Source organism: Salinimonas lutimaris (assembly GCF_005222225.1).
Classification (GTDB): Bacteria; Pseudomonadota; Gammaproteobacteria; order Enterobacterales; family Alteromonadaceae; genus Alteromonas; species Alteromonas lutimaris.
Genome location: NZ_CP036536.1, coordinates 3,171,328 through 3,197,424, shown reverse-complemented (window position 1 = coordinate 3,197,424; position 26,097 = coordinate 3,171,328). Strand labels below are relative to the sequence as shown.

Below are 26,097 nucleotides of genomic sequence, written 5' to 3'. Positions count from 1 at the left end.
CCAGCCAGTCTGGCCTTGCTATACTGGGTAAAATTTTTAACCCTGTTGTAAAGTTAGTAAATTGTGACTGATATTGCTTTTATAGACGCCAAATTAGACGACATTATCGCTTATCTCAAAGCGGCCCGCTTGTGGAGCGAAACGCAGCCCGAGCCCTCTGCGCTAGCCTCCCGGGAGCCATTTGCCATCGATACGCTATCGTTTGAACAATGGCTGCAGTTTATTTACCTGCCCGGTATACGTGAACATGTTCAGCTGCATCAGCAGTTACCTGCGGACATGGCGGTGGCTCCCATGGCTCATGAAGCTTATGGACAGGAACATATGCCGTTAGTCCACTTGCTGATGGTGCTCGACAACCTGAGTAAAATCCGATAATTCATGATGACTGATACACCGTTACGCATCCTGTATCAGGATGATACCCTGATCGCCATTGAAAAGCCCTGTGGTCTGCTGGTGCATCGCAGCCCAATTGACAAACACGAAACCCGTTTTGCGGTGCAGATGCTTCGCGACCAGATTGGCCAGCATGTGTTTCCGGTACACCGGCTCGACCGGCCAACGTCCGGTGTTCTGTTATTTGCCTTTTCTGGTCAGATTGCCAGTGAGGTCGGCCAGCAGATGATGGCCAGGACTGTGCAAAAAGAATACGCGGCGATTGTGCGCGGGCATATTCATGCTGACGGCATGGTAGATTATGCGCTCAAATTCAAGGCTGATAAAATTGCCGACAAGGATCGCGGGGCCATTCCCCCACAACCGGCCTGTACTTTCTATACCCCGGTGCAGCGCTTTGTGCTGCCTTTTCAGTCGGGCAGATATTCCAGCTCGCGTTATACCTATGTAAAGCTGTTTCCTCACTCCGGGCGTAAACATCAGCTACGCCGGCACATGGTGCATCTACGCAACCCAATCATCGGTGACACCACCCATGGCGACGGCAAGCAAAATAAATTTATGCGGCAACAGTTTAATTTTACTAACCTGGCCCTCACCTGTACTCGATTAGGCGTACAGCACCCGTTAAGCGGGAAATGGCTGGATATCCATTGTCCGGTGCACGATGCCATGCATAAACTGCTGGCGTGCTGGGAAGAATTTAAAGTTAATTAATAAGCAGATAGGTGATAAAAATGGCAAAACTGGGCATTTTCGTTGGTAGTGTCTATGGTAATGCGCAACACGTGGCTGAGCAGGTTGAAGAAAACCTGGCCTCTCAGGGCTATGACTGCGAATTATTTGAAGATGCTGCGGTGACAGACTTTACCGAATCAGACGCTATTCTGGTGGTAACCTCGACCACCGGACAAGGGGATGTGCCGCCTAATCTGGAGTTTGTTTACAGCGACTTAAAAGATGAGTTTCCGCTGCTCAATCAAAAGCCATTTGCGGTAGCAGCACTGGGAGACAGTAGCTACGATAACTTCTGTGGAGGCGGTCGTCATATGCATGAATTACTGCTGGAACTACAGGGTAACGCTGTAGCGGATATGCTGGAAGTGGATGCGATTGAAACGCTGGAGCCGGAAAACGACGTGGTAGAGTGGGTTAATGGCATCAAAGATAAGCTGTTCGCCAGCTAGATTATACAAAAAAAGCGGCTTTAGCCGCTTTTTTTATCAGTGTACGTTCAGCTGGTGCAGCCCTATGATTACTCGGCGCTACGCAGCAATTCGTTAATACCCACTTTAGAGCGTGTTTTGGCATCCACTTTTTTCACAATAATGGCAGCATACAGGCTGTAGTTACCGTCTTTGCCAGGCAGGTTACCTGGCACAACGACCGAACCTGCCGGTACGCGACCGTAATGGATCTCGCCGGTTTCGCGATCATAAATACGGGTGCTCTGACCAATATATACACCCATTGAGATAACCGAGCCTTCTTCTACAATCACGCCTTCCACAATTTCTGAGCGGGCGCCGATAAAGCAGTTATCTTCAATGATTGTCGGATTAGCCTGAAGTGGCTCAAGCACACCACCAATTCCCACACCACCAGACAGGTGAACATTTTTACCAATTTGAGCACAGCTACCCACTGTAGCCCAGGTATCGACCATCGTGCCTTCACCCACATAAGCGCCGATGTTGACATAAGAAGGCATTACTACCACGTTTTTACCGACGAATGAGCCGGTGCGAACCGCGGCTGGTGGCACAACACGTACGCCGTCAGCGGCAAAATCCTGCTCGCTGTAGTTGCGATACTTCAGTGGCACCTTGTCAAAAAAGCGGCTCTCTGCACCTTCGATCATTTCGTTGTTGTGCAGGCGGAAAAACAGCAGTACGGCTTTTTTAAGCCACTGGTGCACAACCCAGTCACCGTCGATTTTTTCTGCGACGCGGGCGCTGCCGTCATTCAGCATATCAATGGCCTTGTTGACTGCATCACGAATGTCCTGTGGGGCAGATGCAGCAGACAACTCATCACGGTTGTCGAAGGCTTGCTCAATAATAGTTTGTAGTTCAGTCATGGTATATTGATATCTTCAAGTTGATCGAGTTTGAACAGAATACGTTTTTTCAATTCTACCTGTTGTTCCTGGCTCAGGGCACGTCCTTCATCGTTGCTGACAATGAATATATCTTCCGCCCGCTCCCCGATTGTGGCAATTTTAGCCAGTTTCAGGGTGACGTGGCGATCGACGAATGCATGCCCGACCTTGGCCAGTATTCCCGGGGCGTCCAGTGCCTCCAGTTCAATCAGGGTATTTTCATCCCCCAGATTGAAAAAACGAACTTTTGTAGGGACGTTAAGCTGGCGCATCTGGCGCGGAAGCTTACGTTTATTATCATGGGAAAAACCGGGCTTATTCAGCTGATTAAGCACGGCTTCTTCCAAACTTTTGGTGCGGCTTTCAGACGATAGTCTGGAGCCATCATTTTCCAGAACCAGCAGGCTATCAAAAATATAGCCATCGCGGGTAACCGTAATGTGCGCATCATGGATCGAACAGTTCCGACTGTCCAGTACAGAGGCAACCTGCGCAAACAGCGCTTTTCTGTCCTTGCCGTAAATAAGAATCTCTGTGCCGCCTTTAGCACTACTGTCGTTGGCGCGGATCAGCAGGGTATCCGGATCATCGGTAAACAAGGTTTGCTCAGCATCGATAATTTCCTGCGTATGCCAGGCGATTTGTGCGGGCTTAAAGCGCACAAAATAATCATCATCAAGCCGTGTCCACAACACATCAATTTTAATCTGGTCAGTACCGGTTTCAGCCAGCAGCTGACGGGCCAGTTGCTTGTGTGTGTTGACCCGTTCATCCAGTGTGGCCTGACATTGCAGTCCATTATCCAGAGCCTTCTGGGTCATCAGGTACAGCTCGCGCAGCAGTGATGCTTTCCAGTCATTCCACAAGTTATCGTTGGTGGCCCGGATATCTGCCAGCGTCAGTGCATATAACTGATTCAAATGATTGTGACTGCGCACGGCGGTGGCAAATTCACTGATAACATCGGGATCGTAAATATCCCGGCGCTGAGCAACCACAGACATCAGCAGATGGTTGTGCACCAGCCAGGCGATTAAGTCAGCATCCTGAGCACTAATGCCATGCTGGGCACAAAAAGTGCGCACATCCTTAGCCCCCAGTACCGAGTGATCGCCATTACGACCTTTGGCAATATCATGAAATATGGCAGCAATGTAGAGTAGCTCAGGTTTATCAAGGTTACGTACAATGCGGCTGCAACGGGGGAACTCATGGTTAGTCGGGTCGAAGTAGCGATTGACGTGTTTTACCAGCCGGTGCGTATGTTCATCCACGGTGTAGGCATGAAACAGGTCAAACTGCATCATACCGACAATTTTGTCCCATTCAGGCAGGTAAGCCTGTAACACACCGTACTCATGCATGATATCCCAGGCATAATCAAAAAAGTGCGGATGACGGAACAGGGCCATTAATTTTTTGCGACAGCTCTCACGCTCAACAAAATAGTGGTTTTCATAGTCGCGGCGAGTATCACGCAGCTGCCGAATAGCGGCGGTATCCAGTCCGCAGACTGCCGGCGTGTCGGCGACCACGGCGAGAAAATCCAGCATGGCTTCAGGGGTGGTAATCACCTTCTCATGACGCGGGGCTATCATGCCATCCAGCAGCCAGTAGTCATCGTTGATGATGATCTGCTCTTTCACACCCTGATTAAGCATGTCATATTTAAACCGCTGCAACAGCATTTTATTCAGCTCACTAACCTGGCGCACCGTGCGAAAGAAATCCCGCATCATTTGCTCAACCGATGATTTTCCTTCCCGGCCATAGCCCAGGCGCTCTGCCACATCAGGTTGGTAGTCAAACAGTAAACGGTTCTCAGAACGGCCGGCCACCAGATGCAGGGCAAAGCGCATGCGCCACAAATGCATTCTGCTGCGTATCAGTTCGCTGTGTTCATCTTCGGTAAAATACCCATGGCCGACCAGATTCCAGCCGTCGTATTCTTTAAAATGTTTTTTGGCCACCCAGCCAATGGACTGAATATCCCGCAGGCATCCGGGGTTTTCTTTAATGTTGGGTTCAAGGTTGTATGACGTGCCATTAAATTTTGCATGTCGGGCACGCTGTTCATCGTATTTTGCGATGAAAAAAGACTGACTGCTCCAGTAACTGCGAGCGTTAAGCTCGTCCTGCAGACTTTCAAAAACCGTTTCACTGCCGATCAGTAAGCGACTTTCCACCAGATTTGTGGCAATGGAGATATCGTCTTTAGCCAGCTTCACAGTTTCTTTGATAGTTCTGACCGACTGACCCACGTCAAGCCGGATATCCCACAACAGGGTAATAAAGCGACTGACTTTCTCCTGCACATCAGTGTTAAGCGGTTTGCGGCTTAGTATCAGCAAATCAATGTCAGAATAAGGTTGTAGATGACCACGGCCATAACCGCCCACAGCGCAAAGCGACAGATCGCTGACATCATCCAGGCTTAGTAAATGCCACATATGCAGTAGCAGGGCATCAACAAACTGCGCTCTTCCGGTGACCAGCTGACTGACCGGCGCTTCATTAAATGAGGCCGTGAGCCACTGATAACTGTCCTTCACGCATTGTTTGATGCCGGGCAGGTCGTCAGCAGACGAAATATTTTCAACCTGAGTGATTAACTTCTGCAAACTCAATGGTGGTCCCTTATCTGTGTGGAGATATCAGGCGCACCTTAGCATGAATGAAAGGCTTTAGCAGCAGATAAATATGGCATAAAGAGGAGGATAAATTGAATAAATACTCATTATGCATGACAGCAGCGGAAGGCCGCCATCATGCATAAAAACCGGGGATTAGCTGTGGCTGATAACCCTTGGCAGATCTTCTTCATCGCGTAGAGTCAATACTTCAACACCATCTTCGGTAACCAGCAGGGTGTGCTCCCACTGAGCGCTCAGACTGCGGTCCTTGGTGACAACGGTCCACTGATCCGGCAGAATTTTGGAATAGCGCTTGCCAGCATTGACCATGGGTTCAATGGTAAAGCACATACCTGGTACCAGCTCTTCACCTGTACCCGGACGACCATAATGCACAATCTGTGGTTCTTCATGGAAACCGGCACCGATACCGTGACCACAATACTCGCGTACGATTGAATAGTTATGCGCTTCAGCGTGCGTTTGGCACAGATGGCCGATATCACCTAAGCGCATGCCGGGCTTCACCTGTTTAATCGCATTGTACAGGCATTCTTGGGTCACGCGGGTCAGGCGCTCGGCCAGAATCGCCGGTTTGCCCACGATGAACATTTTTGAAGTATCACCATGATAGCCATCTTTGATAACGGTCACGTCAATATTCAGAATATCGCCGTCTTTCAGTTTTTTGTCTGACGGGATACCGTGGCAGATACAGTGGTTCACGGAAGTACAAATCGATTTTGGGAACGGCGGATGACCATAATTCAGCGGAGCAGGCGTTGCACCGTGTTCGATGATGTAGTCATGACAGATGGTGTTCAGTTCATCTGTTGTCACGCCTTTTTTTACATAAGGTGTGATCATCGTTAAAACGTCCGCGGCCAGTTTGCCTGCCACGCGCATTTTTTCGATTTCTTCTGCAGTTTTTATAATTGCTGCCACCGGAATCCTCTTACATTGTGATAATGAATAACTGGTTTCTTAATAAGGCTGAATACGCACGGATCAAGAACAATGCACCTATGGTAACTGTTCATCAGCACTGTGTATAGGCAAAGGCAGTTAAATAGGGCGTTTAACTTGAGTTAGACCGGTCGTCATGGTATAAAGCGCCCGCCTGTTTGTTTGGCCATAAAAAAGACGGTTTCTGACTGGCTTGGTTGTGGCGCAAATCAGGTACGATTAATCTTAATAACACACATACACCGACACTTGTTATCGGGGTGTCCGGTTCGCCGGATCGATACAAGGGGTGTATGGAGGCCTAACCCCAATATTGAGGAAAAAATCATGGCTAATGTTTCAATGCGTGACATGCTGAAAGCAGGTGTTCACTTCGGTCACCAAACTCGTTACTGGAATCCTAAGATGAAGCCTTACATCTTTGGTGCGCGTAACAAAGTTCATATCATCAACCTGGAAAAAACGGTTCCGCTTTTCAACGAAGCGATGAACTACCTTTCTGGCGTTGCATCGAAAAAAGGTAAAATCCTTTTCGTTGGTACCAAGCGTGCAGCTGGTGAAGCAGTTAAAGAAGCAGCCCTGAAATGCGACCAGTACTACGTAAACAAGCGTTGGCTGGGCGGTATGCTGACTAACTGGAAAACAGTTCGTCAGTCAATCAAGCGTCTGAAAGACCTTGAGCAACAAAGCCAGGACGGAACGTTCGAAAAGCTGACTAAAAAAGAAGCGCTGATGCTTCAGCGTGAAATGGACAAGCTTGAAAACAGCCTGGGCGGTATCAAAGACATGGGCGGCCTGCCTGACGCGATCTTTGTTATCGATGCTGACCACGAGCACATCGCAGTAACTGAAGCACGTAACCTGGGTATCCCGGTTGTTGGTGTGGTAGATACTAACTCTAACCCAGATGGCGTAGACTACGTTATCCCTGGTAACGACGATGCGATTCGTGCAATTCAGCTGTACCTTGAAGCCGCTGCAAGCGCTGTAGCTTCAGGTCGCGACAGCAACCTGGAAGCGCAAGCTGAGCAGGACGACTTCGTAGAAGCAGCTGAGTAATCGCTACCAGCTCTTATGACAGCGTCATGGTTTGACATGCCGCTGTCATATTATCCGAAGAATATCTATGAAGGGGCAAATGCCCCTTTTACCATTAAATATTAATGCTGAGGAATTGAAAAATGGCAGTGACTGCAGCACTAGTTAAAGAACTACGTGAGCGCACAGGCGCAGGCATGATGGATTGTAAAAAAGCGCTGGTTGAGACCGATGGTGACATCGAGCTGGCGATTGATAACATGCGTAAGTCTGGTCAGGCGAAAGCTGCGAAAAAAGCAGGTCGTATCGCCGCTGAAGGTGTGATCCTGACTAAGGTTGAAGGCAGCCGCGCAACCATGCTTGAACTGAACTGTGAAACTGACTTCGTTGCTCGTGACGAAGGTTTCCTGAAGTTCGGTAACGAAATTCTTAACGTTGCTCACGCTCAGGGTCTGAATGACATCGAAGCGCTGAACAATGCAGAGCTGAATGGCGAAACTATCAGCACAGTTCGTGAGAACCTGGTAGCCAAAATCGGCGAAAACATCTCTCCTCGTCGCGTTGTTAGCATCGAAGGTGACAACCTGGGCGCGTACGTACACGGCGGCCGTATCGGAGTTATCTCTATCCTGACTGGCGGTGACGAAGAGCTGGCTAAAGACGTGGCTATGCACGTTGCAGCGGCAAGCCCACAGTTTGTTAAGCCTGAAGAAGTTCCGGCTGAAGTTGTGGAAAAAGAAAAAGCCATCCAAATCGATATCGCTATGCAGTCTGGTAAGCCAGCTGACATCGCTGAGAAAATGGTTGCTGGCCGTATGAAGAAATTCACTGGCGAAATCAGCCTGACTGGTCAGCCTTTCGTTAAAGATCCTTCTGTTTCTGTTGGTGACCTGCTGAAGAGCAACAGCGCAGACGTTCACAACTTCATCCGTTTTGAAGTTGGTGAAGGTATCGAGAAGAAAGAAGAAGATTTCGCTGCAGAAGTTGCTGCTCAAATGGCTGCTGCTAAGAAATAATTCTGGCCTTTCACTTTTGCATAACGCAATAGTCAGATACACTACGGGCACCTCTTCGGAGGTGCTTTTTTGTAAGTATTGGTCGGCGCGAACGTCGTTTATCAGAATAATTTAGCCGCCTTGTCCCATTTCTTGCATAGCGAGAAATACGACAAGCCGCGTTTATGAGGACAAATCAAACAATGAGTATCACACCAAAATCAGCCTATCGTCGAATTTTGCTAAAGCTTAGCGGTGAGGCCCTGATGGGCGAAGAAGGTTTCGGCATTGACCCGAAAGTTCTGGACCGGATGGCTCAGGAAATCAAAGAATTGGTGGAGCTGGGTGTCCAGGTTGGCCTGGTTATCGGTGGTGGTAATCTGTTTCGTGGTGAAGGCCTGGCGAAAGCCGGCATGAACCGGGTTGTGGGCGACCATATGGGTATGTTGGCTACCGTAATGAACGGTCTGGCCATGCGTGATGCACTGCACCGTGCATTTGTTAACGCCCGCCTGATGTCAGCCATTCCGCTAAATGGCGTGTGCGATGCCTACAACTGGGCAGAAGCTATCAGCCTGCTGAAATCTGGCCGGGTGGTGATTTTTTCTGCCGGTACCGGTAACCCGTTTTTCACCACTGACTCAGCTGCCTGTTTGCGCGGTATCGAAATCGAAGCCGATGCTGTGTTAAAAGCAACCAAAGTAGACGGTGTGTATAGTGATGACCCGGTGAAAAATCCGGAAGCGCAGTTATATCAGCGCTTGTCCTACAACGAAGTGCTGGATAAAGAATTAAAAGTAATGGATCTGTCTGCCTTTACGCTGGCACGTGATCACAGCCTGCCAATTCGTGTGTTTAACATGAATAAACCGGGTTGCCTGAAACGTGTGGTCATGGGTGAGCAAGAAGGTACGCTGATCGACCATGCTCAAGACTGAAAAGCAATAAAATAGGAAAGTAATCGTGATTGATGAAATTGAATTAGATGCGCGCGAGCGTATGGAAAAAAGCATCAGCGCACTGAAAAGCCAGTTAAGTAAAATTCGTACCGGCCGTGCTCACCCAAGCCTGCTTGACGGCATTCAGGTGTCTTATTATGGCGCCGACACGCCGCTGCGTCAGATTGCCAACGTGGTAGCAGAAGACAGCCGCACACTAGCGCTGACAGTGTTTGACAAAAGTGCCACGCAAGCGGTTGAAAAAGCGATTATGCAGGCAGATTTGGGCTTAAACCCAATGAGCGCTGGTACCACAATCCGTATCCCTATGCCGCCACTGACTGAAGAGCGTCGTAAAGACCTGATCAAAGTGGTTCGAGCCGAAGCTGAGCAAGCGCGAGTTGCCATTCGTAACATTCGTCGTGATGCTAACGGTGACGTGAAGGACCTACTTAAAGAAAAGGAAATCAGCGAAGACGAAAGTCGCGCAGCAGAAGAAAATATTCAGACTCTGACCAACGATTTCATCAAGCAAGTTGATGTGAAACTGGCAGAGAAAGAAAAAGAGCTAATGGAAGTCTAAAAGCGGTCATGTTATCTAAGCGGTCACAACCCGCCCGGACCGAAGCGGCCCAGCCAGAACAGGCTGGGCCGCAGCATGTTGCCATCATCATGGATGGCAACGGTCGCTGGGCTCAAAAGAAAGGCAAAATTCGTACATTTGGTCATAAAGCAGGTGTAGATTCTGTTCGTGCTGTTGTTCGCTTTGCCCGAACCACGGGAATCAAGTCTTTGACACTGTTTGCCTTTAGCAGTGAAAACTGGAAGCGCCCGCAAGAAGAAGTCAGTGTACTGATGGAGCTGTTTAATTTAGTGTTGAATAGCGAAGTAAAGCGGTTGCATAAAAACGATGTGCGCTTACAGGTTATCGGTGATGTGTCTGCATTTGACGATAAATTGAAGGCCAAAATTGCAAAAGCAGAAGCATTAACCCGGGACAACCAGTCTCTGGTCCTTAATATTGCTGCTAACTATGGTGGGCGCTGGGATATAACCCACGCAGCCAAACAGGTTGCTCAAAACGTGCTGGACGGCAAACAGCAGGTTAGTGATATCACTGAAGAGAGCCTCTCTAGCTATATTTCAACTGCCAACCTACCCGAACTGGATCTGATGATTCGTACCGGTGGCGAGCGTCGAATCAGTAACTTCTTATTATGGCAATGTGCTTATGCAGAATTGTATTTTACTGACGTACTTTGGCCTGACTTTACTGAAGAAGTGTTTCAGCAGGCTGTCGACGATTTCAATATTCGCCAGCGCCGGTTCGGCTTAACCGGTGAACAGATTAGCGTCTGACGCTAATACTGAACTTGCCAGTAACCAGGCTGACCCAAAGGAGCCGGAAGCCACTATGCTAAAACAACGTATAATAACTGCATTAATCCTGGCGCCGCTGGCGCTGATTGCAATTTTATTTTTGCCCATTTGGTGGTTTGAAGTAGCGATTGCCGGTGTCATCGGTCTGGGTGCTTACGAATGGGCGAATATGTCAGGGATATGTGAACGTCCTAAAAAATTCGCCCTCATGGTCGCAGCCTTTGCGGTGTGTATGCTTTTGTCGACGATTGTTGATGTATCGCAAATCTGGTATCAGGGCAAGCTGCACGGCCTTTATCACTTCATTTTAGGCATCGCTGCACTGTGGTGGGTGGTGTCACTGGCGATGATAATCGCCTATCCTCGTTATTCTGCTTTCTGGCGTAACAGTAAAAGCATCCGTGTGCTGTTTGGCGCGCTTACCCTGATTCCAACCTGGGTTGCGGTGGTGAGCCTGCGCACCAGCCTGCACGATGTGGATCCTTTCTACGGTTCTTCACTGATTTTCTACGTACTGGGTATTGTATGGGCGGCGGATATTGGCGCATTTTTTGTCGGGGTGAAGTTTGGTCGACATAAGCTGCGCCCGAACGTATCACCGGGCAAAACTCTGGAAGGATTGCTGGGCGGGGTGACCGCCTCTGTGGCCATCATTGCGTTTGCTGCACTGCATTATCACGTGGCGATGTCGATGATCTGGCTGCATCTGATGATTGGCGGGATTACCGTTGGTGTATCGGCGCTGGGCGATTTAAATGAAAGTATGCTCAAACGCTGCGCGGGTATTAAAGACAGCGGTAAACTGCTGCCCGGGCATGGCGGTGTACTGGATAGAATCGACAGCCTTACTGCAGCCTTTCCGGTGTTTGCATTTTGTTATGTAACCTGGATGGCCTGATGCAGACAATTACGATTTTGGGGGCCACCGGTTCAATTGGTTGCAGCACCCTTGATGTTATCGCACGTCATCCGGAACGTTACCGGGTTTTCGCTATTACCGGCAACAGCCAGTTACGCCCCCTCATGGAACAGGCTCTGGCCTGCGGCGCGCGCTATGTGGTGGTAGCCGATGAACAGCGCTACACCGAAGCCAAAGCGTTAGCTGCGGATATGGGTGTGCAGTCTGAAGTGTTGTGTGGTGTCAAAGCGCTGGAAGATGTATCAAGCGCTCCGGAAGTCGATGCCGTCATGGCCGCCATTGTAGGCGCAGCGGGTTTGTTACCCACTCTGGCAGCGGTAAAAGCGGGCAAGCGTGTTCTACTGGCAAACAAAGAAGCGCTGGTGATGTCCGGTGCTTTGTTTATGGATGCCGCCAAACAGTCGGGGGCGACCATTTTGCCTATCGACAGTGAACATAATGCTATTTTTCAGTGTTTACCGCACACCTTTACCTACGGCAATCTGCCGGCATCCGGTATCAGCAGTATTTTGCTGACCGGCTCGGGCGGTCCATTCAGGGAACGTCCGCTGACTGACTTTGACAGCATCACGGTAGAAGAAGCCTGCTATCACCCTAACTGGAGCATGGGCCGTAAAATCACCGTGGATTCAGCAACGATGATGAACAAAGGGCTCGAATTTATCGAAGCATGCTGGCTGTTCGGAGCATCGCCGGACGACATTACCGTCGTGCTACATCCGCAAAGCACCATTCATTCTATGGTGCAATATGTTGATGGTTCAGTGATTGCGCAAATGGGCAACCCGGATATGCGCACCCCCATAGCCTATGGTCTGGCTTATCCGGAGCGGATTGATGCCGGGGTCGGGCCGCTGGATTTTGCTACTTTGGCTGACCTCACATTTTCTACCCCGTGCCGGTCACGCTTTCCCAACTTATATTTAGCCATTGAAGCCTGCCGGGTTGGCCAGTCAGCCACCACCCGTCTGAATGCGGCTAACGAAGTCGCTGTGGCTGCTTTTCTGGACGGTCAGATTCGCTTTAGTGATATTGCCAGAATCAACGAGCAGACATTGAATAAGATGGAACCTATTGACGTTTACTCACTCCAACAGATTCTTGAGCAAGACCAACTCGCTCGCCATACCGCAGCAGAATTGATCAGAGGGTTGATGTAGTGTTGTCATTTTTGTGGAGCCTTGGGGCATTTATCATTGCACTGGGTATTCTGGTGGCGGTTCATGAGTGGGGGCATTTTTATGTAGCCCGTTTGTGTAAGGTCCATGTCGAGCGCTTTTCAATTGGATTTGGCAAGCCATTCTGGCGTCGCACTGATAAACACGGTACCGAGTTTGCCGTAGCGGCGATTCCGCTGGGCGGCTATGTAAAGATGCTCGACGAGCGGGTAGATACTGTTCCGGATGAAATGAAAGACCGGGCATTTAATAATAAATCGATTGGCCAGCGCATGGCAATTATCGCGGCAGGCCCGGCGGTAAACTTTATTTTTGCCATTTTTGCTTTGTTCGTGATGAACCTGATTGGCCTGCAGACAGTTAAGCCGGTTGTTGGTGAGGTGGCACCTTCATCTATTGCGGCGCAGGCAGGACTTAACTCTGGTGCACAAATAACTGCTGTAGGGCAGCGGGAGACCGCCGACTGGGAAGCGGTGAACCTTGAACTGGTATCCTTTATCGGACAATCTGCGATTCCGGTCACGGTGAATAACGCCCAGGGCAGTACGCAAAATACCACGCTGAATGTAAACAACTGGAACTTTGACCCCGAAAAAGAGTCTGCATTAAGCAGCCTGGGAATCACCCCGTTTCGACCTGATGCACAGCTGACGCTGGCAGTGGTTGCGCCTGACAGCCCCGCTGAACAGGCGGGCCTGAAGGTGGGGGATGAATTGCAGGCGTTCAATGGTCAGCCAATTCAAGAATGGTCATCACTGGTTCAATCCATTGGCGATATGCCAGGTGAACAAGTTGCACTAACCGTGTTACGGGATGGACAAACCGTGTCGGTTAATGCCACTATCGCCCGGCGCGATACGCCACAGGGGCAGACCGGTTACCTGGGCGTCAGCCCAACGTTTGATGCCTGGCCTGATGGTTATGTATTTGTACATCAGTACGGACCGGTGGAAGCATTGGGTAAAGCAGCGGATAAAACCTGGCGATTAATGACACTGAGTGTGTCGATGATTGGCAAACTGCTGACCGGTGATGTATCGCTGAATAATTTGAGTGGGCCAATATCTATTGCTCAGGGCGCTGGAGTCAGCGCGGGATATGGTCTGGTATATTTTCTGAGCTTTCTGGCATTGATTAGTGTCAACCTTGGCATAATCAATCTGTTGCCTCTTCCTATGCTCGATGGTGGTCATCTGATGTACTTCACCATTGAATGGTTAACCGGGAAGCCTGTATCTGAAACAGTACAGGAATGGGGATTCCGGATTGGAGGGGTAGTACTCCTGATGGTTATGGGTATTGCCATCTTTAACGATATTAGCCGTATCGCCTGATGAGGTGTAGCGCTAAATAATCCAACACATCAAAGCAACGCGGCGCAGGATAAAAAGAATAGATGAAGTTTACACAGTTAGTAGCAGCCGGAGCATTAGTTTCCAGTGCTAGCTTTGCCCAAGCGGCAACAAGCCAACAAGACAATTTTGTCGTCCAGGATATTCGGGTTGAGGGACTGCAACGGGTTGCACTGGGTGCAGCACTGACCTATCTGCCGGTAGAAATTGGCGATGAAATGAACTCTTTCCGAATTGCCCAGGCGATCCGGTCTCTTTATTCATCCACGCACTTTGAAAACGTCGAAATGCTGCGTGACGGAAATACTCTGGTGGTAAAAGTGGCAGAGCGGCCTACCATCAGTAACATTATTTTCGAAGGCAATGATGACATCAAAGATGAACAGCTTCAGGAAAGTATGGATGGCAACGGCGTTCGGGTGGGTGAACCGCTTGACCGTACCGTATTAACCTCCATCGAAAATGGTCTGAAGGACTTCTTCTACAGCATTGGTAAATACAATGCCGATGTGTCAGCTATCGTCACACCGCTGCCCCGTAACCGGGTTGACCTGAAACTGCTATTTGAAGAAGGCGACGCCGCGGAAATCCAGCAAATCAACATCGTGGGTAACAAAAAGTTCTCTGATGATGAACTGATGAAAGATCTGGAATTGCAGTTTGATACGCCATGGTGGGACTTTTTATCCGAAACCCGTTACCAGCAGCAAACACTGCAGGGTGACATGGAAACGGTGCGCAATCATTATCTGGATCGGGGTTACCTGCGTTTTAACGTGGACTCGACTCAGGTTTCAATGACCCCTGAAAAAGACGGCATTTATATTGCGATGAATGTGTCTGAAGGTGAGCAATACACAATTTCCGGTGTGGAACTGGTAGGGGATCTGCTGGGCAACGAAGAATATATCGAAAAGGTATTACCACTGACCGCCGGCGAGCTTTATAACCAGGCAGAAGTGACCTACACCGAAGAGTTTATTTCTAAATATCTCGGTCGTTTCGGTTATGCGTTTCCCACCGTAACCACGGTGCCAGAAATTAACGATGAAGATAAAACGGTGAAGCTGACTTTATCGGTTGACCCGGGCAAACGTATTTATGTACGCCGGATTAACTTTAAAGGCAATACCGTTACCGCTGATGATGTGCTGCGTCAGAAAGTGAATCAGATGGAAGGCGCATGGTTGTCCAATAATCTGCTGGAGTCTTCCAAAGCTCAACTGTCTCGTCTGACCTACATGAAAAATGTAGAGTTTGAAACCACCCGGATCCCGGGTGAAGAAGACAAGGTGGATGTTGATTTTGCTGTTGAGGAACAACCATCGGGTTCGTTTAATGCCGGTATTGGTTATGGTGATCGTACTAAGCTGAGTCTGCAGGCTGGTATCCAGCAGGATAACTTCCTGGGGACCGGAAAACAGGTGGGCCTGAATCTGAGTACTGTGTCATACCAGAAATCGGCTCAGCTGACTTATAACGACCCGTTTTTCACCATTGATGGCATTAGCCTGGGTGGCCAGCTGGGATACAGTGAATTTGACGGTTCAGACTTCAACGTTATTCAGTATAACTCTAAGCGTTGGTCGGTCGGGGCTAATGTGGGTTATCCGATTGATGAAATCAACCGGATTAATTTTGGTCTGACCTATTCTAATGTTGAGCTGTATAACACCGGTTATTATGAGCAGACGGAGCAATTTTATAATCAGTTCCGTCAGGACGATCCGGAAGCGCCGGTAAAATACGATAGTTTCCTGGCCAGTGTCAGCTGGAGCCGTAGTACCCTGAACCGTGGACTGTTCCCAACAGCCGGTTCATCGCAGCGCGCCACATTCAGTATCACCACGCCTAACTCTGATGTGAATTACTTCAAATCGGTATTTGATACTAAATTCTATTTTCCGTTGTCTCGGGACCAGCGCTGGTCAGTCCTGGCTCGTCTGCGCTTAGGTTACGGTAATGGTTATGGCTCCAGTAATGGCAGTGACCAAATTCTGCCGTTTACGGAAAACTTCACGGCCGGTGGTGCTGATACACTGCGCGGTTTTGAGAACAATACAGTGGGGCCGCGCGGGGTATTCAGAATCCCGGCAACCGGTCTGACCGGTCCGGATGGCCAGGTCTATGCAGGCAATTCATCGAACGACCAGGTGGCAGTATCGACCCGAAGCTTAGGTGGTAACGCCATGGCGCTGGGGGGGCTTGAACTGATTGTTCCGACCCCGTTTGTTGACGAAGAAATGGATTCCTCAGTGCGTACCAGCTTCTTTGTTGATATTGGTAACGTCTGGGATACAGAGTTTGACTATGACAAATATAAAGATTTGCAGCAGTCTACCTCAGTGAACAGTGACACTTTATTGGACTATTCCGACTGGACACAGTATCGTAGTTCCGCCGGTTTATCTGTACAATGGATTTCACCGATGGGCCCAATGGTATTTAGCTTCTCTAAGACCATTCAGGATCGTGAGGGCGATGATGCGAAGTTCTTCACATTCAATATCGGGCAAACATTCTAAGATTAATTTTGACGAGTGCGTCGAACGAATAATTACAAACAGGAGTTCCCTTTGAAACAGTTGGCAAAACATATCGTTGCAACCGCGATGCTGGGTAGTGCGCTGGTAAGTGCCTCAGCTATGGCTGAGCAGAAAATCGGCGTTGTAGATGTACAGAGCGTGTTTCAGGCTATGCCACAAGCCGCTGAAATCTCCAATAACATCCAGATGGAATTTAAAGACCAGATTGACGAAGTGAATCAGCTTCAAAAAGATGGTCAGTTCTATGCTGAGCGCCTGCAGCGTGATGCAGCGACCATGAGCGACAAGGAAAAGAATGAGCTGCAGCAAAAAATTCAGGGTGTACGTGAGCAACTGGCGGAAAAAGGCCAGCCACTGCAACAGAACATTCAGCGTCGTAGCAATGAAGAGCGCAATAAACTGCTGGGTTTGATCAAGCAGGCAATCGACAATGTTGCGAAAAAAGAAGGCTACGATCTGGTACTGAGCGGCAATGCTGTTTCTTATTCAAAAGAGCAGTTTGATATCTCAGAACAGGTATTAAGCCAGGTGCAAAAAGCGAACTGATAATCGCTGCATTTTAAATAATTACCGCAATCTATTTGTGGCAAGAGCAGGTCAGGTGAGCACAGCTTTTGTGTTGGTCTGACTTGTTTTTTGCGTTAAAACGCGTATGGTTGCCGCCGTTTATAAATTTCCTGCCTGATCTGACAATGCGCCCTGATATGGTTTATCGCGTCAATCTTTGCTAACAAAACACTCATGGTACAGCACCGGTACCTGTAATAGCTTGAGATTACGCCACGCCTGGGCGACTATTAACACCATCAGGCTGACAAAGACGGCATTCCCGCTTGCCGGCAAATCATCAGCGGCTTGTGGCATAGGAGAGACTTTTGGCCAACTCACTCAATTCAATCGACATCCAGGAAATTCTGGAACTGTTACCACATCGTTATCCTTTCCTGTTAATTGATCGGGTCACAGATTACACCATCGGCGAATCTGTTAAAGCGTATAAAAATATTACGATCAATGAGCCTTGCTTCATGGGCCATTTCCCGGGACGTCCGATTTTTCCTGGTGTACTGATTTTAGAATCAATGGCACAGGCGGCCGGTGTTCTGGGTTTCAAAACAATGGGTAAAAGCGATAAACTGTATCTGTATGCAGGGATTGATAATGCGCGCTTCAAACGTCCGGTTGTACCAGGCGACAAGCTGGAGTTTGATGTAAAACTGGTCAAAGAGCGCCGGGGAATCTGGAAGTTTAAGGGTACTGCAAGCGTTGATGGTGAAGAAGCCTGTAGTGCAGAATTCATGTGTGCAATCAGAGAGATAGTCTAACGTGATCCATTCTACTGCGGTAATCTCAAGCAGTGCCAAAATCGGCGAAAACGTTAAAATTGGCCCATTTTGTGTGGTTGATGACAATGTTGAGCTCGGTGATGGCTGCGTGCTGGAGAGCCATGTTGTTATTCGTGGCCCGTCGAAAATTGGTAAGAACAACCGCTTTTTTCAGTTTTGTTCAATCGGTGAAGATTGTCAGGATAAAAAATATGCCGGCGAGCCGACTGAGCTAATCATAGGCGACAATAACGTATTTCGTGAAGGCAGTTCTGTTCATCGCGGAACGGTGCAGGACAACAGTATTACCATTGTTGGCTCAAACAACCTGTTTATGATTAACGCTCACGTAGCGCATGATTGTATTCTGGGCGATAACATCGTCCTGGCTAACAATGTATCGCTGGCCGGCCATGTTACGCTGGGTAGCCATGTTATCTTTGGTGGTGGTGCGGCTATTCACCAGTTTGGCAAAGTGGGTGATCATGCGTTTGTCGGTGCCGGTGCTATTGTACTACGCGATGTGCCGCCGTATGTGATGGTTAACGGCCAGAAAAACGTACCAGCCGGAATTAACTCTGAAGGTCTCAAACGTCGTGGATTCAGCTCTGATGCGGTCATGGCTATTAAGCGTGCGTACCGGGCTATTTATCGGGCTAATAACACGATAGATGAAGCCATTGAAGCACTGCAGGACAGTCAGGCGCAATACCCTGAAGTTGCGGTCATGGTTGAGTTCCTTAAGTCAGCTGAGCGCGGTATTATTCGCTAAATGAGCGCAGGACCGTTACGCATCGGTGTGGTTGCCGGTGAGCCGTCAGGTGATGTGCTTGCCGCAGGTATGATCGCAGAACTCAAAAAACAATACCCTGATGCCATCATAGAGGGCATTGGGGGCGATAATATGATTGCTGCCGGCTGCCACTCTTTATACGACATGGAAACCCTGTCAGTAATGGGCTTGGTGGAAGTGCTGTCTCACCTGCCTGCCATTCTCAAAGTGAAAAACGGCCTGATCAAACATTTTGAGCAATACCCGCCAGATATCTTTATTGGTGTGGATGCCCCGGATTTTAATCTGCGGGTCGAAAAAGCGCTCAGAAAGAAAGGCATCAAAACCGTTCATTATGTCAGCCCCACAGTCTGGGCATGGCGGGAAAACCGCATTCATGGCATAAAAAAAGCAGCTGACTGTGTGCTGGGTCTGTTCCCGTTTGAGCAGGATGTTTACGACAAACACAACGTCGCTTACCGGTTTGTTGGTCATACTCTGGCTGATGCTATACCGATGGTACCTGACCAGTGGGCTGCTCGTCAGGCCCTGGATATCAATGCCCAGGATACTTTGCTGGCGGTATTGCCCGGCTCACGTAATGGCGAAGTCAGCGTACTGTTGCCTATTTTTGTCGATACCATTCGGCATATTTTAAGCAGCAAGCCAGCCTGTCGTTTCGTTATTCCCGCGGCCAACAGTTATCGCTATGACTATATTGAGCAGTATCTGCGCGAGTACGCCGAAGATCTGCTCAACAACAAACAAATTATCCTGACTCAGGGCAACGCCCGCCAGGCCATGATTGCCTCAGATGCGATCTTGCTGGCTTCAGGTACAGCAACGCTCGAAGCGATGCTGTGTAAGCGCCCGATGGTGGCAGCTTATAAAATATCCGCGATGACTTACCGGATAATGCAGCGTTTGTACAAAGCGCCGTTTTTTACACTACCCAATTTGCTGGCCCGTCGGCAGATTATTCCTGAATTGTTACAGGACGAAGTAAATCCGGTCACCTTAAGTGAGCATTTACTGTCGTTTCTTGAGCAGGACAACTCAGCACTTATCGATACATTCTGCGAATTGCATGAGACTTTACGTCAGGATGCCGACCAACAATCAGCCAGAGCAGTACTGGATTTAATTAATGCATAAACTCATCGCCGGCGTCGATGAAGTAGGGCGCGGACCACTGGTAGGTGATGTCGTGACTGCTGCTGTCATTCTTGACCCGACCAAACCGATTGAAGGACTGACCGATTCTAAGAAGCTCAGTGCCAAAAAACGCGAAGCCTTTGTCGCTCAAATCAAAGCTCAGGCGCTCAGCTGGTCTATCGGCCGGGCCACCCCGGAAGAGATTGATCAGCTTAATATTCTGCATGCCACCATGCTGGCAATGAAGCGCGCGGTAGAAGGCTTATCTGTACAGCCCGATTTTGTCTATGTGGACGGCAACCGGTTACCAGACTGGCCCTATGCCGCAGAAGCGATAGTCAAAGGCGATAGCCTGCATGCACAGATCTCAGCTGCCTCGATTCTGGCTAAAGTTGAGCGCGACAATGATATGATTGCGCTGGATAAAGAATTCCCTCAGTATGGGTTTGCCGGCCATAAAGGTTACCCGACCAAAGCGCATTTTGCAGCGCTGGCTGAGCACGGCGTGCTGCCGTGCTACCGAAAAAGTTTTAAGCCGGTCCAGGCTTTACTGAATACCGACATTAAATAATTAACAACGTAGTGGGTGCTATGACATCGCCATTTATTCATCTTCGCGTTCACAGTGACTTTTCCATGATGGATGGCCTGAACAAGGTCAAGCCAATTCTGGGGAAAGTCAGCGAACTGAATATGCCCGCCGTGGCGCTAACCGACCAGATGAATATGTGTGGTCTGGTAAAGTTTTATTCAGAATGCCACAACCGTGGGATCAAACCGATCATCGGTACCGATTTCTGGGTAACCAATGATGTTTTTAAAGAAGAGCCGTTTCGCCTGACATTACTGGCGATGAATAATGAAGGCTATAAAAACATCACCGAACTGATTTCCAAAGCCTATCTGCGTGGCCATGTGGCGCACCGGGCGGCCATAGAGCAAAGCTGGCTGGTAGAACATGCCGCCGGCATTATTGTTATGTCGGGCGGCCGGCAGGGCGATCTGGGCGTAGCCCTGGCAAAAAACAATCAACAGCTGCTGGATGAAACTCTGGCCTTTTACCAGACCCACTTTGCTGACCGGTTTTATCTGGAGCTGGTGCGCACTGGCCGGGCTGGTGAAGAAGACTATCTGCATATGGCGGTGGAGCTTGCCGACCAGCACGACTTACCGCTGGTCGCGACCAACGAAGTGGTCTTTGTTGATCAGGAAGGTTTTGATGCTCATGAGATCCGGGTTTCTATTCATGACGGCTACACCCTTGATGATGTGCGCCGGCCTAAAAAATATAGTGAGCAGCAGTATCTGCGTTCAGCCGAAGAAATGGTTGAGCTGTTCAGTGATATCCCTGAGGCCATTGAAAACACCGTAGAGATTGCCAAACGCTGTAATGTAACCGTGCGTTTGGGCGAATACTTCCTGCCACAGTTTCCGACCGGCGGTATGACGACCGAAGACTTTCTGGTCAAGCGCTCACAGGAAGGCCTGGAAGAGCGACTGGAATTTTTATTTCCGGATGAGGCGGTGCGCGCTGAGAAGCGTCCGGATTACGACGCCCGGCTGGAGCGGGAACTTGGGGTTATCAACCAGATGGGATTCCCCGGTTACTTCCTGATCGTAATGGAATTTATTCAGTGGAGTAAGGATAACGAGATTCCGGTCGGACCGGGGCGGGGCTCTGGTGCCGGCTCGCTGGTGGCTTATGCGCTGAAAATTACCGATCTTGACCCATTGGAATTTGATCTGCTGTTCGAGCGATTTCTGAATCCTGAGCGGGTATCGATGCCCGATTTCGACGTCGACTTTTGTATGGATCGCCGTGATGAGGTTATCGACCACGTGGCAGAGCTGTATGGTCGTCAGGCGGTATCCCAGATCATTACCTTTGGTACGATGGCGGCCAAAGCCGTGGTGCGTGATGTTGGCCGGGTACTGGGTCATCCGTACGGGTTTGTGGATCGAATATCTAAATTGATTCCGCCGGATCCGGGTATGACTCTGGATAAAGCCTTCGATGCTGAGCCCCGGCTGCCGGAGCTTTACCGGGATGACGAAGAAGTCAAAGATCTTATCGATATGGCGCGGATACTGGAAGGGGTAACCCGTAACGCCGGTAAACACGCTGGGGGGGTGGTTATAGCCCCCACCACGATTACCGATTTTGCGCCTTTGTATTGTGACGATGAAGGTAAATTCCCGGTTACCCAGTTTGATAAAAATGATGTGGAAACCGCCGGTCTGGTGAAGTTTGATTTCCTAGGGCTGCGTACACTGACCATTATTCAGTGGGCGATCGACATGATCGCCGAAACCCGCGGCAAGAAAATCGATATTACGGCGATTCCGCTCGAAGACCCCAAAAGCTTCCGCTCTTTGCAAAATGCTGAAACCACCGCGGTATTCCAGCTTGAATCCCGGGGTATGAAGGAGCTGATCAAGCGCCTGCGCCCGGACTGTTTTGAAGATATTATCGCACTGGTGGCGCTGTTTCGTCCGGGTCCGTTGCAGTCAGGCATGGTTGATAACTTTATTGACCGTAAGCACGGCCGGGAAGAAATCTCATTTCCTGATGCTGAGTATCAGCATGAATGCCTGGAGCCCATACTGGAGCCCACCTACGGCATTATCCTATATCAGGAACAGGTTATGCAGATTGCCCAGGAAATGGCGGGCTATTCGCTCGGTGGCGCTGACTTGCTGCGTCGTGCCATGGGTAAGAAAAAGCCCGAGGAGATGGCTAAACAGCGAGCTGTTTTCCAGGACGGTTCCAAAGAGAACAACATCGACCCGGATTTGGCGATGAAAATCTTCGACCTGGTAGAAAAGTTTGCCGGCTACGGATTTAACAAATCTCACTCAGCAGCCTATGCGCTGGTGTCGTATCAGACCTTATGGCTGAAGGTCCATTTTCCGGCTGAATTCATGGCTGCGGTAATGTCAGCGGATATGGATAACACCGACAAAATTGTTACCCTGGTTGATGAATGTCAGCGGATGGGGCTGGAAATCATGCCGCCGGATCTGAACACCGGTCGCCATAAGTTTACGGTCGATGAAAAAGGCCGGATTGTTTATGGTATTGGTGCGATTAAGGGCGTGGGTGAAGGTCCGATTGAAGCGATTATCGAAGCTCGTGAAAAACAGGGCAAATTTACTGATTTGTTTGATTTTTGTGCTAAGGTAGACCTCAAACGCATTAACAAGCGGGTACTGGAAAAACTGGTACTGGCCGGCGCTCTGGATAATCTGGGACCGCACCGCGCCGCCTTGATGGCATCATTGCCTGAAGCAATTGCTGCTGCTGACCAGTATGCCAAGGCAGAATCTTTTGGTCAGTCGGATATGTTCGGGCTGTTAAATACTGAGCCTGAAGAAGTAAAACAAGCCTTTGCTGAAGTTCCTGAATGGCCTGAGAAAGTCTGGCTGGAAGGGGAAAAAGATACGCTGGGCTTATACTTAACCGGTCACCCGATTAACCAGTATGCCGCTGAAATCCGTCATTATGCCGATGGCCGTCTGGTGGATCTGAGACCCACAGGTAAAGAACAGACGGCTACCGCTGTCGGGCTGGTCCTGTCGGTGCGGGTGATGACTAATAAACGAGGCCGACGCTGGGCGATTGTGACCCTGGATGATAAAAGTGCACGTATGGATGTCAGGTTCTTTCCTGATATGTACGAGCAGTTTGAAAGTGTGCTGGAGTCTGATCGTATTCTGCTGGTCAGGGGACAGGTCAGCTTTGATGATTTCTCGGGGGGCAATACAATCACCGCCCGTGATGTAATGGACATTGTGCAGGCGCGTGAACGTAACGCCCGGGCGTTGTCTTTAAAAATAGATTCGCAGCAGTGGCAACCTGAAAAGGTCGCGGCGCTGCAGGCCGTATTGCAGCCTTATAGTGGCGGCAGCTGTCCGGTTGAACTACATGTACTGCATCAGGACGCAGAAGCCGTGCTGGCCTGCGGTGCACAGTGGTATATTACGCCTGAAGATCAGTTGTTGTACGAGTTAAAGCAATGCCTGGGGGAACAAGCGGTTTCCCTTTGTTATCATTAGGCTGGGTCGGGTAGCCTAAGCCGGAGTTGAGGCATTAAGAATAGGACACAGAATGAGTATACAGTTTTTGGAATTTGAACAACCGATAGCTGAACTAGAAGCAAAAATCGAAGAGCTGCGGTTGGTCAATCAGGGTGGTGAATTTGATGTCAGCATCGAAGAAGAGATTAATCGTCTGCAGGCGAAAAGCGTCGAGCTGACCAAGAAAATCTTTTCTGATTTAGGTGCATGGCAGATTTCTCAGCTAGCCCGCCATCCAAATCGTCCTTATACCAAGGACTATGTGGGTCGCATCTTTACTGAATTTGATGAGCTGGCCGGTGACCGGGCATTTGCCGATGATAAAGCCATCTTGGGTGGCCTGGCGATGCTGGATGACCAGCCCATTATGCTGATTGGTCATCAAAAAGGTCGCGACACCCATGAAAAGGTCAAGCGTAACTTTGGTATGCCAAAGCCGGAAGGCTATCGCAAGGCGTTACGCCTGATGAAGATGGCAGAACGTTTCAATCTGCCCATCGTGACGCTTATTGATACACCGGGAGCCTATCCGGGCGTGGGAGCCGAAGAACGTGGCCAGAGTGAAGCCATTGCCCGTAACCTGATGGAAATGGCCGAATTGCGTGTCCCCATCATCTGTACGGTCATTGGTGAAGGTGGTTCGGGCGGCGCCCTGGCGATTGGTGTGGGCGACCGGGTGAATATGCTGCAGTACGCTACGTACTCTGTTATTTCACCAGAAGGCTGTGCCTCTATTTTGTGGAAGAGTGCTGAAAAAGCGCCGCAGGCAGCTGAAGCCATGGGAGTCAGTGCCACACAGATTAAAGAGCTTGGCCTGATTAACGCGATCGTTGACGAGCCGCTAGGGGGGGCACACCGTGATCACGACGGAATGGCTGCTAACCTGAAAGCGACGCTCAAACAGCAGCTTAGCCAATTGCAGGAGCTGGATCCTGAGACTTTAATGAAAGAGCGCTACGAGCGCCTGATGTCATTCGGTTATTGCTAAACACACAAAGGGGGCGTACTGGTTTTGGTTGATTCGATTACGCAACAGATACAGCTCTCTTTGACCGAACTTCTGACCGGCCTGCCTGCCCCTCAGGCAGAGCCTGGTACTCCCTTAATTGTTGCCTATAGTGGCGGCATTGATTCAACGGTGCTACTTCACGCCTTATCTTCCTTACCCGAACCCTACGATCACACCCCGATCCATGCGGTACATATCCATCACGGGCTGAGCCGGCATGCCGATGAATGGCAGGCGCACTGTAAAGCACAGGCAGAATCATTAGGGTGTACCTTTCACTCCCGCAATATTCAGGTCACCTCGCAGCGTCGAAAAAGTATTGAAGCAACAGCCCGTAACGGTCGTTACCGGGTATTACTGGACTATGCGCAGCAGGTAGGTGGCATACTGGTATTGGGTCAGCATCAGGATGACCAGCTTGAAACCTTTTTGCTGCAGGCAAAACGTGGCGCAGGTCCTAAAGGTCTGGGCAGTATGCAGGCAATAAGCTGGCGCGAGGGTATAGCTATAGTCCGGCCTATGCTGCAACTCTCCAGATTGGATCTTGAGCAAACCATCGCGCAGCGCAATATATCCTTTGTGACGGATGAGTCCAACTCTGATACCCGCTTTGATCGAAACTATATTCGCAATGAGGTGACGCCACTGCTCAAACAGCGCTGGCCACAAATTGCGACAACGGTATCGCGCAGTGCCGCATTGTGCGCCGAACAAACCGCGTTACTTGAAGAAGTGCTGGATAGCCGCCTGAGCCAGTTGGTTGATAAGGACCATGCGCTGGATTGTACTGGGTTAATGTACTTTTCAATTGCCTGGCAAAAGCACCTGATACGTCGCTGGCTGGAGACCGGCAATGCCGATATGCCCAGTGCTGCGCAGATGGCTGAGTTACTGGCTATGCCGACCCTGCGTCAGGATGCTCAGCCGGTGCTGGTATTGGGCGAGCATAGTGTGCGCCTGCATAACAGTTGGCTCAAACTGGTACGGGACTTACCCCCGCCACCATCAAAAGGCACCCTGGTACCTGCAGACATTCAGACCCGGTTACCCTGGTGGGAGACCGCATTTCAGGTGTCCCGCCCGGTGGTGGCGGTGGGTCACATGCCCTCCATTCGCATCCGCCTGCAACACACGCCATTTTCCAAAAAACTGAAAGACTGGTTTAAAATGTGGAAGGTACCTGCCTGGGAGCGGGCCAATGTGCCGGTATTGATGCTGGCTGACAAACCCGTTGCGATTATACTAAAGGATGAAGTCATTTATTTGGCGGATCGTCCAGCTGATCTGCAGATCATGGTACAGGAATAGAAAAGG

The 26,097-nt window shown here is 49.7% G+C and carries 24 protein-coding genes; 20 read left to right on the top strand and 4 right to left on the bottom strand.

Features of this window, described 5'->3' with window-relative positions:
* Positions 1-63 precede the first annotated feature (63 nt).
* The 3 genes from EZV72_RS14085 to EZV72_RS14075 are packed head-to-tail and all read left to right on the top strand — an operon-like array spanning position 64 to position 1,586.
* Positions 64-378 (top strand): YqcC family protein, encoded by a 315-nt coding sequence (locus EZV72_RS14085; protein WP_175405130.1) that lies wholly within the window; start codon positions 64-66, stop codon positions 376-378.
* 3 nt (positions 379-381) lie between these two features.
* Positions 382-1,116, top strand: a complete 735-nt coding sequence (locus tag EZV72_RS14080; protein WP_175405129.1) for a pseudouridine synthase — start codon at positions 382-384, stop codon at positions 1,114-1,116.
* Between the two features lie 20 nt (positions 1,117-1,136).
* On the top strand, positions 1,137-1,586 hold the full coding sequence (locus tag EZV72_RS14075) for a flavodoxin (protein WP_137167824.1): 450 nt from the start codon (positions 1,137-1,139) through the stop codon (positions 1,584-1,586).
* Between the two features lie 68 nt (positions 1,587-1,654).
* Here EZV72_RS14075 and dapD read toward each other — a convergent pair whose 3' ends face one another.
* The 3 genes from dapD to map all read right to left on the bottom strand — a co-directional run bounded on the left by dapD (position 1,655) and on the right by map (position 6,078).
* Positions 1,655-2,479 carry a 2,3,4,5-tetrahydropyridine-2,6-dicarboxylate N-succinyltransferase gene (dapD, locus tag EZV72_RS14070; protein WP_137167823.1) on the bottom strand — a complete coding sequence of 275 codons (825 nt, stop codon included), beginning with the start codon at positions 2,477-2,479 and terminating at the stop codon, positions 1,655-1,657.
* Complete coding sequence (gene glnD, locus EZV72_RS14065) at positions 2,476-5,127, bottom strand: [protein-PII] uridylyltransferase (protein WP_137167822.1); 2,652 nt, start codon at positions 5,125-5,127, stop codon at positions 2,476-2,478. Before glnD ends, dapD begins: the two co-directional genes overlap by 4 nt.
* Before the next feature lie 159 nt (positions 5,128-5,286).
* A complete protein-coding gene (gene map, locus EZV72_RS14060) occupies positions 5,287-6,078 on the bottom strand; it encodes a type I methionyl aminopeptidase (RefSeq protein WP_137167821.1) in 792 nt (263 codons plus the stop codon).
* Between the two features lie 348 nt (positions 6,079-6,426).
* Between map and rpsB the strand changes: the two genes are divergently transcribed.
* The 10 genes from rpsB to EZV72_RS14010 all read left to right on the top strand — a co-directional run bounded on the left by rpsB (position 6,427) and on the right by EZV72_RS14010 (position 16,991).
* A complete protein-coding gene (gene rpsB, locus EZV72_RS14055) occupies positions 6,427-7,158 on the top strand; it encodes a 30S ribosomal protein S2 (protein WP_137167820.1) in 732 nt (243 codons plus the stop codon).
* 122 nt (positions 7,159-7,280) lie between these two features.
* Positions 7,281-8,153 (top strand): translation elongation factor Ts, encoded by an 873-nt coding sequence (gene tsf / locus EZV72_RS14050; protein ID WP_137167819.1) that lies wholly within the window; start codon positions 7,281-7,283, stop codon positions 8,151-8,153.
* 182 nt (positions 8,154-8,335) lie between these two features.
* Positions 8,336-9,070, top strand: coding sequence for a UMP kinase (gene pyrH, locus EZV72_RS14045; RefSeq protein WP_137167818.1), 735 nt, complete (start codon positions 8,336-8,338; stop codon positions 9,068-9,070).
* Positions 9,071-9,095: 25 nt separating this feature from the next.
* The gene (frr, locus tag EZV72_RS14040) at positions 9,096-9,653 is read left to right on the top strand and encodes a ribosome recycling factor (protein ID WP_137167817.1); all 558 of its coding nucleotides are present in this window, start codon (positions 9,096-9,098) and stop codon (positions 9,651-9,653) included.
* Between the two features lie 8 nt (positions 9,654-9,661).
* Positions 9,662-10,429, top strand: coding sequence for a polyprenyl diphosphate synthase (uppS, locus tag EZV72_RS14035; RefSeq protein ID WP_137167816.1), 768 nt, complete (start codon positions 9,662-9,664; stop codon positions 10,427-10,429).
* A 55-nt stretch (positions 10,430-10,484) separates the two neighbouring features.
* On the top strand, positions 10,485-11,348 hold the full coding sequence (locus EZV72_RS14030) for a phosphatidate cytidylyltransferase (protein WP_137167815.1): 864 nt from the start codon (positions 10,485-10,487) through the stop codon (positions 11,346-11,348).
* Positions 11,348-12,529 (top strand): 1-deoxy-D-xylulose-5-phosphate reductoisomerase, encoded by a 1,182-nt coding sequence (gene ispC, locus EZV72_RS14025; protein WP_137167814.1) that lies wholly within the window; start codon positions 11,348-11,350, stop codon positions 12,527-12,529. Before EZV72_RS14030 ends, ispC begins: the two co-directional genes overlap by 1 nt.
* Complete coding sequence (rseP, locus tag EZV72_RS14020; RefSeq protein WP_137167813.1) at positions 12,529-13,881, top strand: sigma E protease regulator RseP; 1,353 nt, start codon at positions 12,529-12,531, stop codon at positions 13,879-13,881. Before ispC ends, rseP begins: the two co-directional genes overlap by 1 nt.
* Positions 13,882-13,943: 62 nt before the next feature.
* Complete coding sequence (bamA, locus tag EZV72_RS14015) at positions 13,944-16,424, top strand: outer membrane protein assembly factor BamA (RefSeq protein WP_137167812.1); 2,481 nt, start codon at positions 13,944-13,946, stop codon at positions 16,422-16,424.
* Positions 16,425-16,475: 51 nt separating this feature from the next.
* Positions 16,476-16,991, top strand: coding sequence for an OmpH family outer membrane protein (locus EZV72_RS14010; protein WP_137167811.1), 516 nt, complete (start codon positions 16,476-16,478; stop codon positions 16,989-16,991).
* 171 nt (positions 16,992-17,162) lie between these two features.
* Here the strand turns inward: EZV72_RS14010 and EZV72_RS18485 are convergent, their stop codons facing one another.
* Positions 17,163-17,309, bottom strand: a complete 147-nt coding sequence (locus tag EZV72_RS18485; protein WP_175405128.1) for a hypothetical protein — start codon at positions 17,307-17,309, stop codon at positions 17,163-17,165.
* A gap of 11 nt (positions 17,310-17,320) precedes the next feature.
* Here EZV72_RS18485 and fabZ point away from each other — a divergent pair, with 11 nt between their 5' ends.
* From fabZ to tilS, 7 genes are read left to right on the top strand one after another with little or no spacing between them, the layout of a single operon-like run.
* The gene (gene fabZ, locus EZV72_RS14005; RefSeq protein WP_137167810.1) at positions 17,321-17,770 is read left to right on the top strand and encodes a 3-hydroxyacyl-ACP dehydratase FabZ; all 450 of its coding nucleotides are present in this window, start codon (positions 17,321-17,323) and stop codon (positions 17,768-17,770) included.
* A gap of 1 nt (position 17,771) precedes the next feature.
* Positions 17,772-18,542 carry an acyl-ACP--UDP-N-acetylglucosamine O-acyltransferase gene (gene lpxA, locus EZV72_RS14000; RefSeq protein WP_137167809.1) on the top strand — a complete coding sequence of 257 codons (771 nt, stop codon included), beginning with the start codon at positions 17,772-17,774 and terminating at the stop codon, positions 18,540-18,542.
* Positions 18,543-19,697 (top strand): lipid-A-disaccharide synthase, encoded by a 1,155-nt coding sequence (gene lpxB / locus EZV72_RS13995; protein ID WP_137167808.1) that lies wholly within the window; start codon positions 18,543-18,545, stop codon positions 19,695-19,697. It begins immediately after the preceding gene.
* Positions 19,690-20,268: a ribonuclease HII gene (gene rnhB / locus EZV72_RS13990; protein WP_137167807.1), complete on the top strand. Its 579-nt coding sequence runs from the start codon at positions 19,690-19,692 to the stop codon at positions 20,266-20,268. Before lpxB ends, rnhB begins: the two co-directional genes overlap by 8 nt.
* Positions 20,269-20,288: 20 nt before the next feature.
* On the top strand, positions 20,289-23,753 hold the full coding sequence (dnaE, locus tag EZV72_RS13985; protein WP_137167806.1) for a DNA polymerase III subunit alpha: 3,465 nt from the start codon (positions 20,289-20,291) through the stop codon (positions 23,751-23,753).
* Between the two features lie 52 nt (positions 23,754-23,805).
* Positions 23,806-24,762 (top strand): acetyl-CoA carboxylase carboxyl transferase subunit alpha, encoded by a 957-nt coding sequence (accA, locus tag EZV72_RS13980; RefSeq protein ID WP_137167805.1) that lies wholly within the window; start codon positions 23,806-23,808, stop codon positions 24,760-24,762.
* A 60-nt stretch (positions 24,763-24,822) separates the two neighbouring features.
* On the top strand, positions 24,823-26,091 hold the full coding sequence (gene tilS / locus EZV72_RS13975; protein WP_137167804.1) for a tRNA lysidine(34) synthetase TilS: 1,269 nt from the start codon (positions 24,823-24,825) through the stop codon (positions 26,089-26,091).
* Positions 26,092-26,097: the final 6 nt, after the last annotated feature.

Excerpts from the sequence above, each read along its gene's own strand:
- EZV72_RS14080 (WP_175405129.1), top strand. The coding sequence starts at position 382 with ATGATGACTGATACACCGTTACGCATCCTGTATCAGGATGATACCCTG.
- EZV72_RS14075 (WP_137167824.1), top strand. The coding sequence starts at position 1,137 with ATGGCAAAACTGGGCATTTTCGTTGGTAGTGTCTATGGTAATGCGCAA.
- dapD (WP_137167823.1), bottom strand. The coding sequence starts at position 2,479 with ATGACTGAACTACAAACTATTATTGAGCAAGCCTTCGACAACCGTGAT.
- rpsB (WP_137167820.1), top strand. The coding sequence starts at position 6,427 with ATGGCTAATGTTTCAATGCGTGACATGCTGAAAGCAGGTGTTCACTTC.
- tsf (WP_137167819.1), top strand. The coding sequence starts at position 7,281 with ATGGCAGTGACTGCAGCACTAGTTAAAGAACTACGTGAGCGCACAGGC.
- pyrH (WP_137167818.1), top strand. The coding sequence starts at position 8,336 with ATGAGTATCACACCAAAATCAGCCTATCGTCGAATTTTGCTAAAGCTT.
- uppS (WP_137167816.1), top strand. The coding sequence starts at position 9,662 with ATGTTATCTAAGCGGTCACAACCCGCCCGGACCGAAGCGGCCCAGCCA.
- EZV72_RS14030 (WP_137167815.1), top strand. The coding sequence starts at position 10,485 with ATGCTAAAACAACGTATAATAACTGCATTAATCCTGGCGCCGCTGGCG.
- ispC (WP_137167814.1), top strand. The coding sequence starts at position 11,348 with ATGCAGACAATTACGATTTTGGGGGCCACCGGTTCAATTGGTTGCAGC.
- bamA (WP_137167812.1), top strand. The coding sequence starts at position 13,944 with ATGAAGTTTACACAGTTAGTAGCAGCCGGAGCATTAGTTTCCAGTGCT.
- EZV72_RS18485 (WP_175405128.1), bottom strand. The coding sequence starts at position 17,309 with ATGCCACAAGCCGCTGATGATTTGCCGGCAAGCGGGAATGCCGTCTTT.
- lpxB (WP_137167808.1), top strand. The coding sequence starts at position 18,543 with ATGAGCGCAGGACCGTTACGCATCGGTGTGGTTGCCGGTGAGCCGTCA.
- rnhB (WP_137167807.1), top strand. The coding sequence starts at position 19,690 with ATGCATAAACTCATCGCCGGCGTCGATGAAGTAGGGCGCGGACCACTG.
- dnaE (WP_137167806.1), top strand. The coding sequence starts at position 20,289 with ATGACATCGCCATTTATTCATCTTCGCGTTCACAGTGACTTTTCCATG.
- accA (WP_137167805.1), top strand. The coding sequence starts at position 23,806 with ATGAGTATACAGTTTTTGGAATTTGAACAACCGATAGCTGAACTAGAA.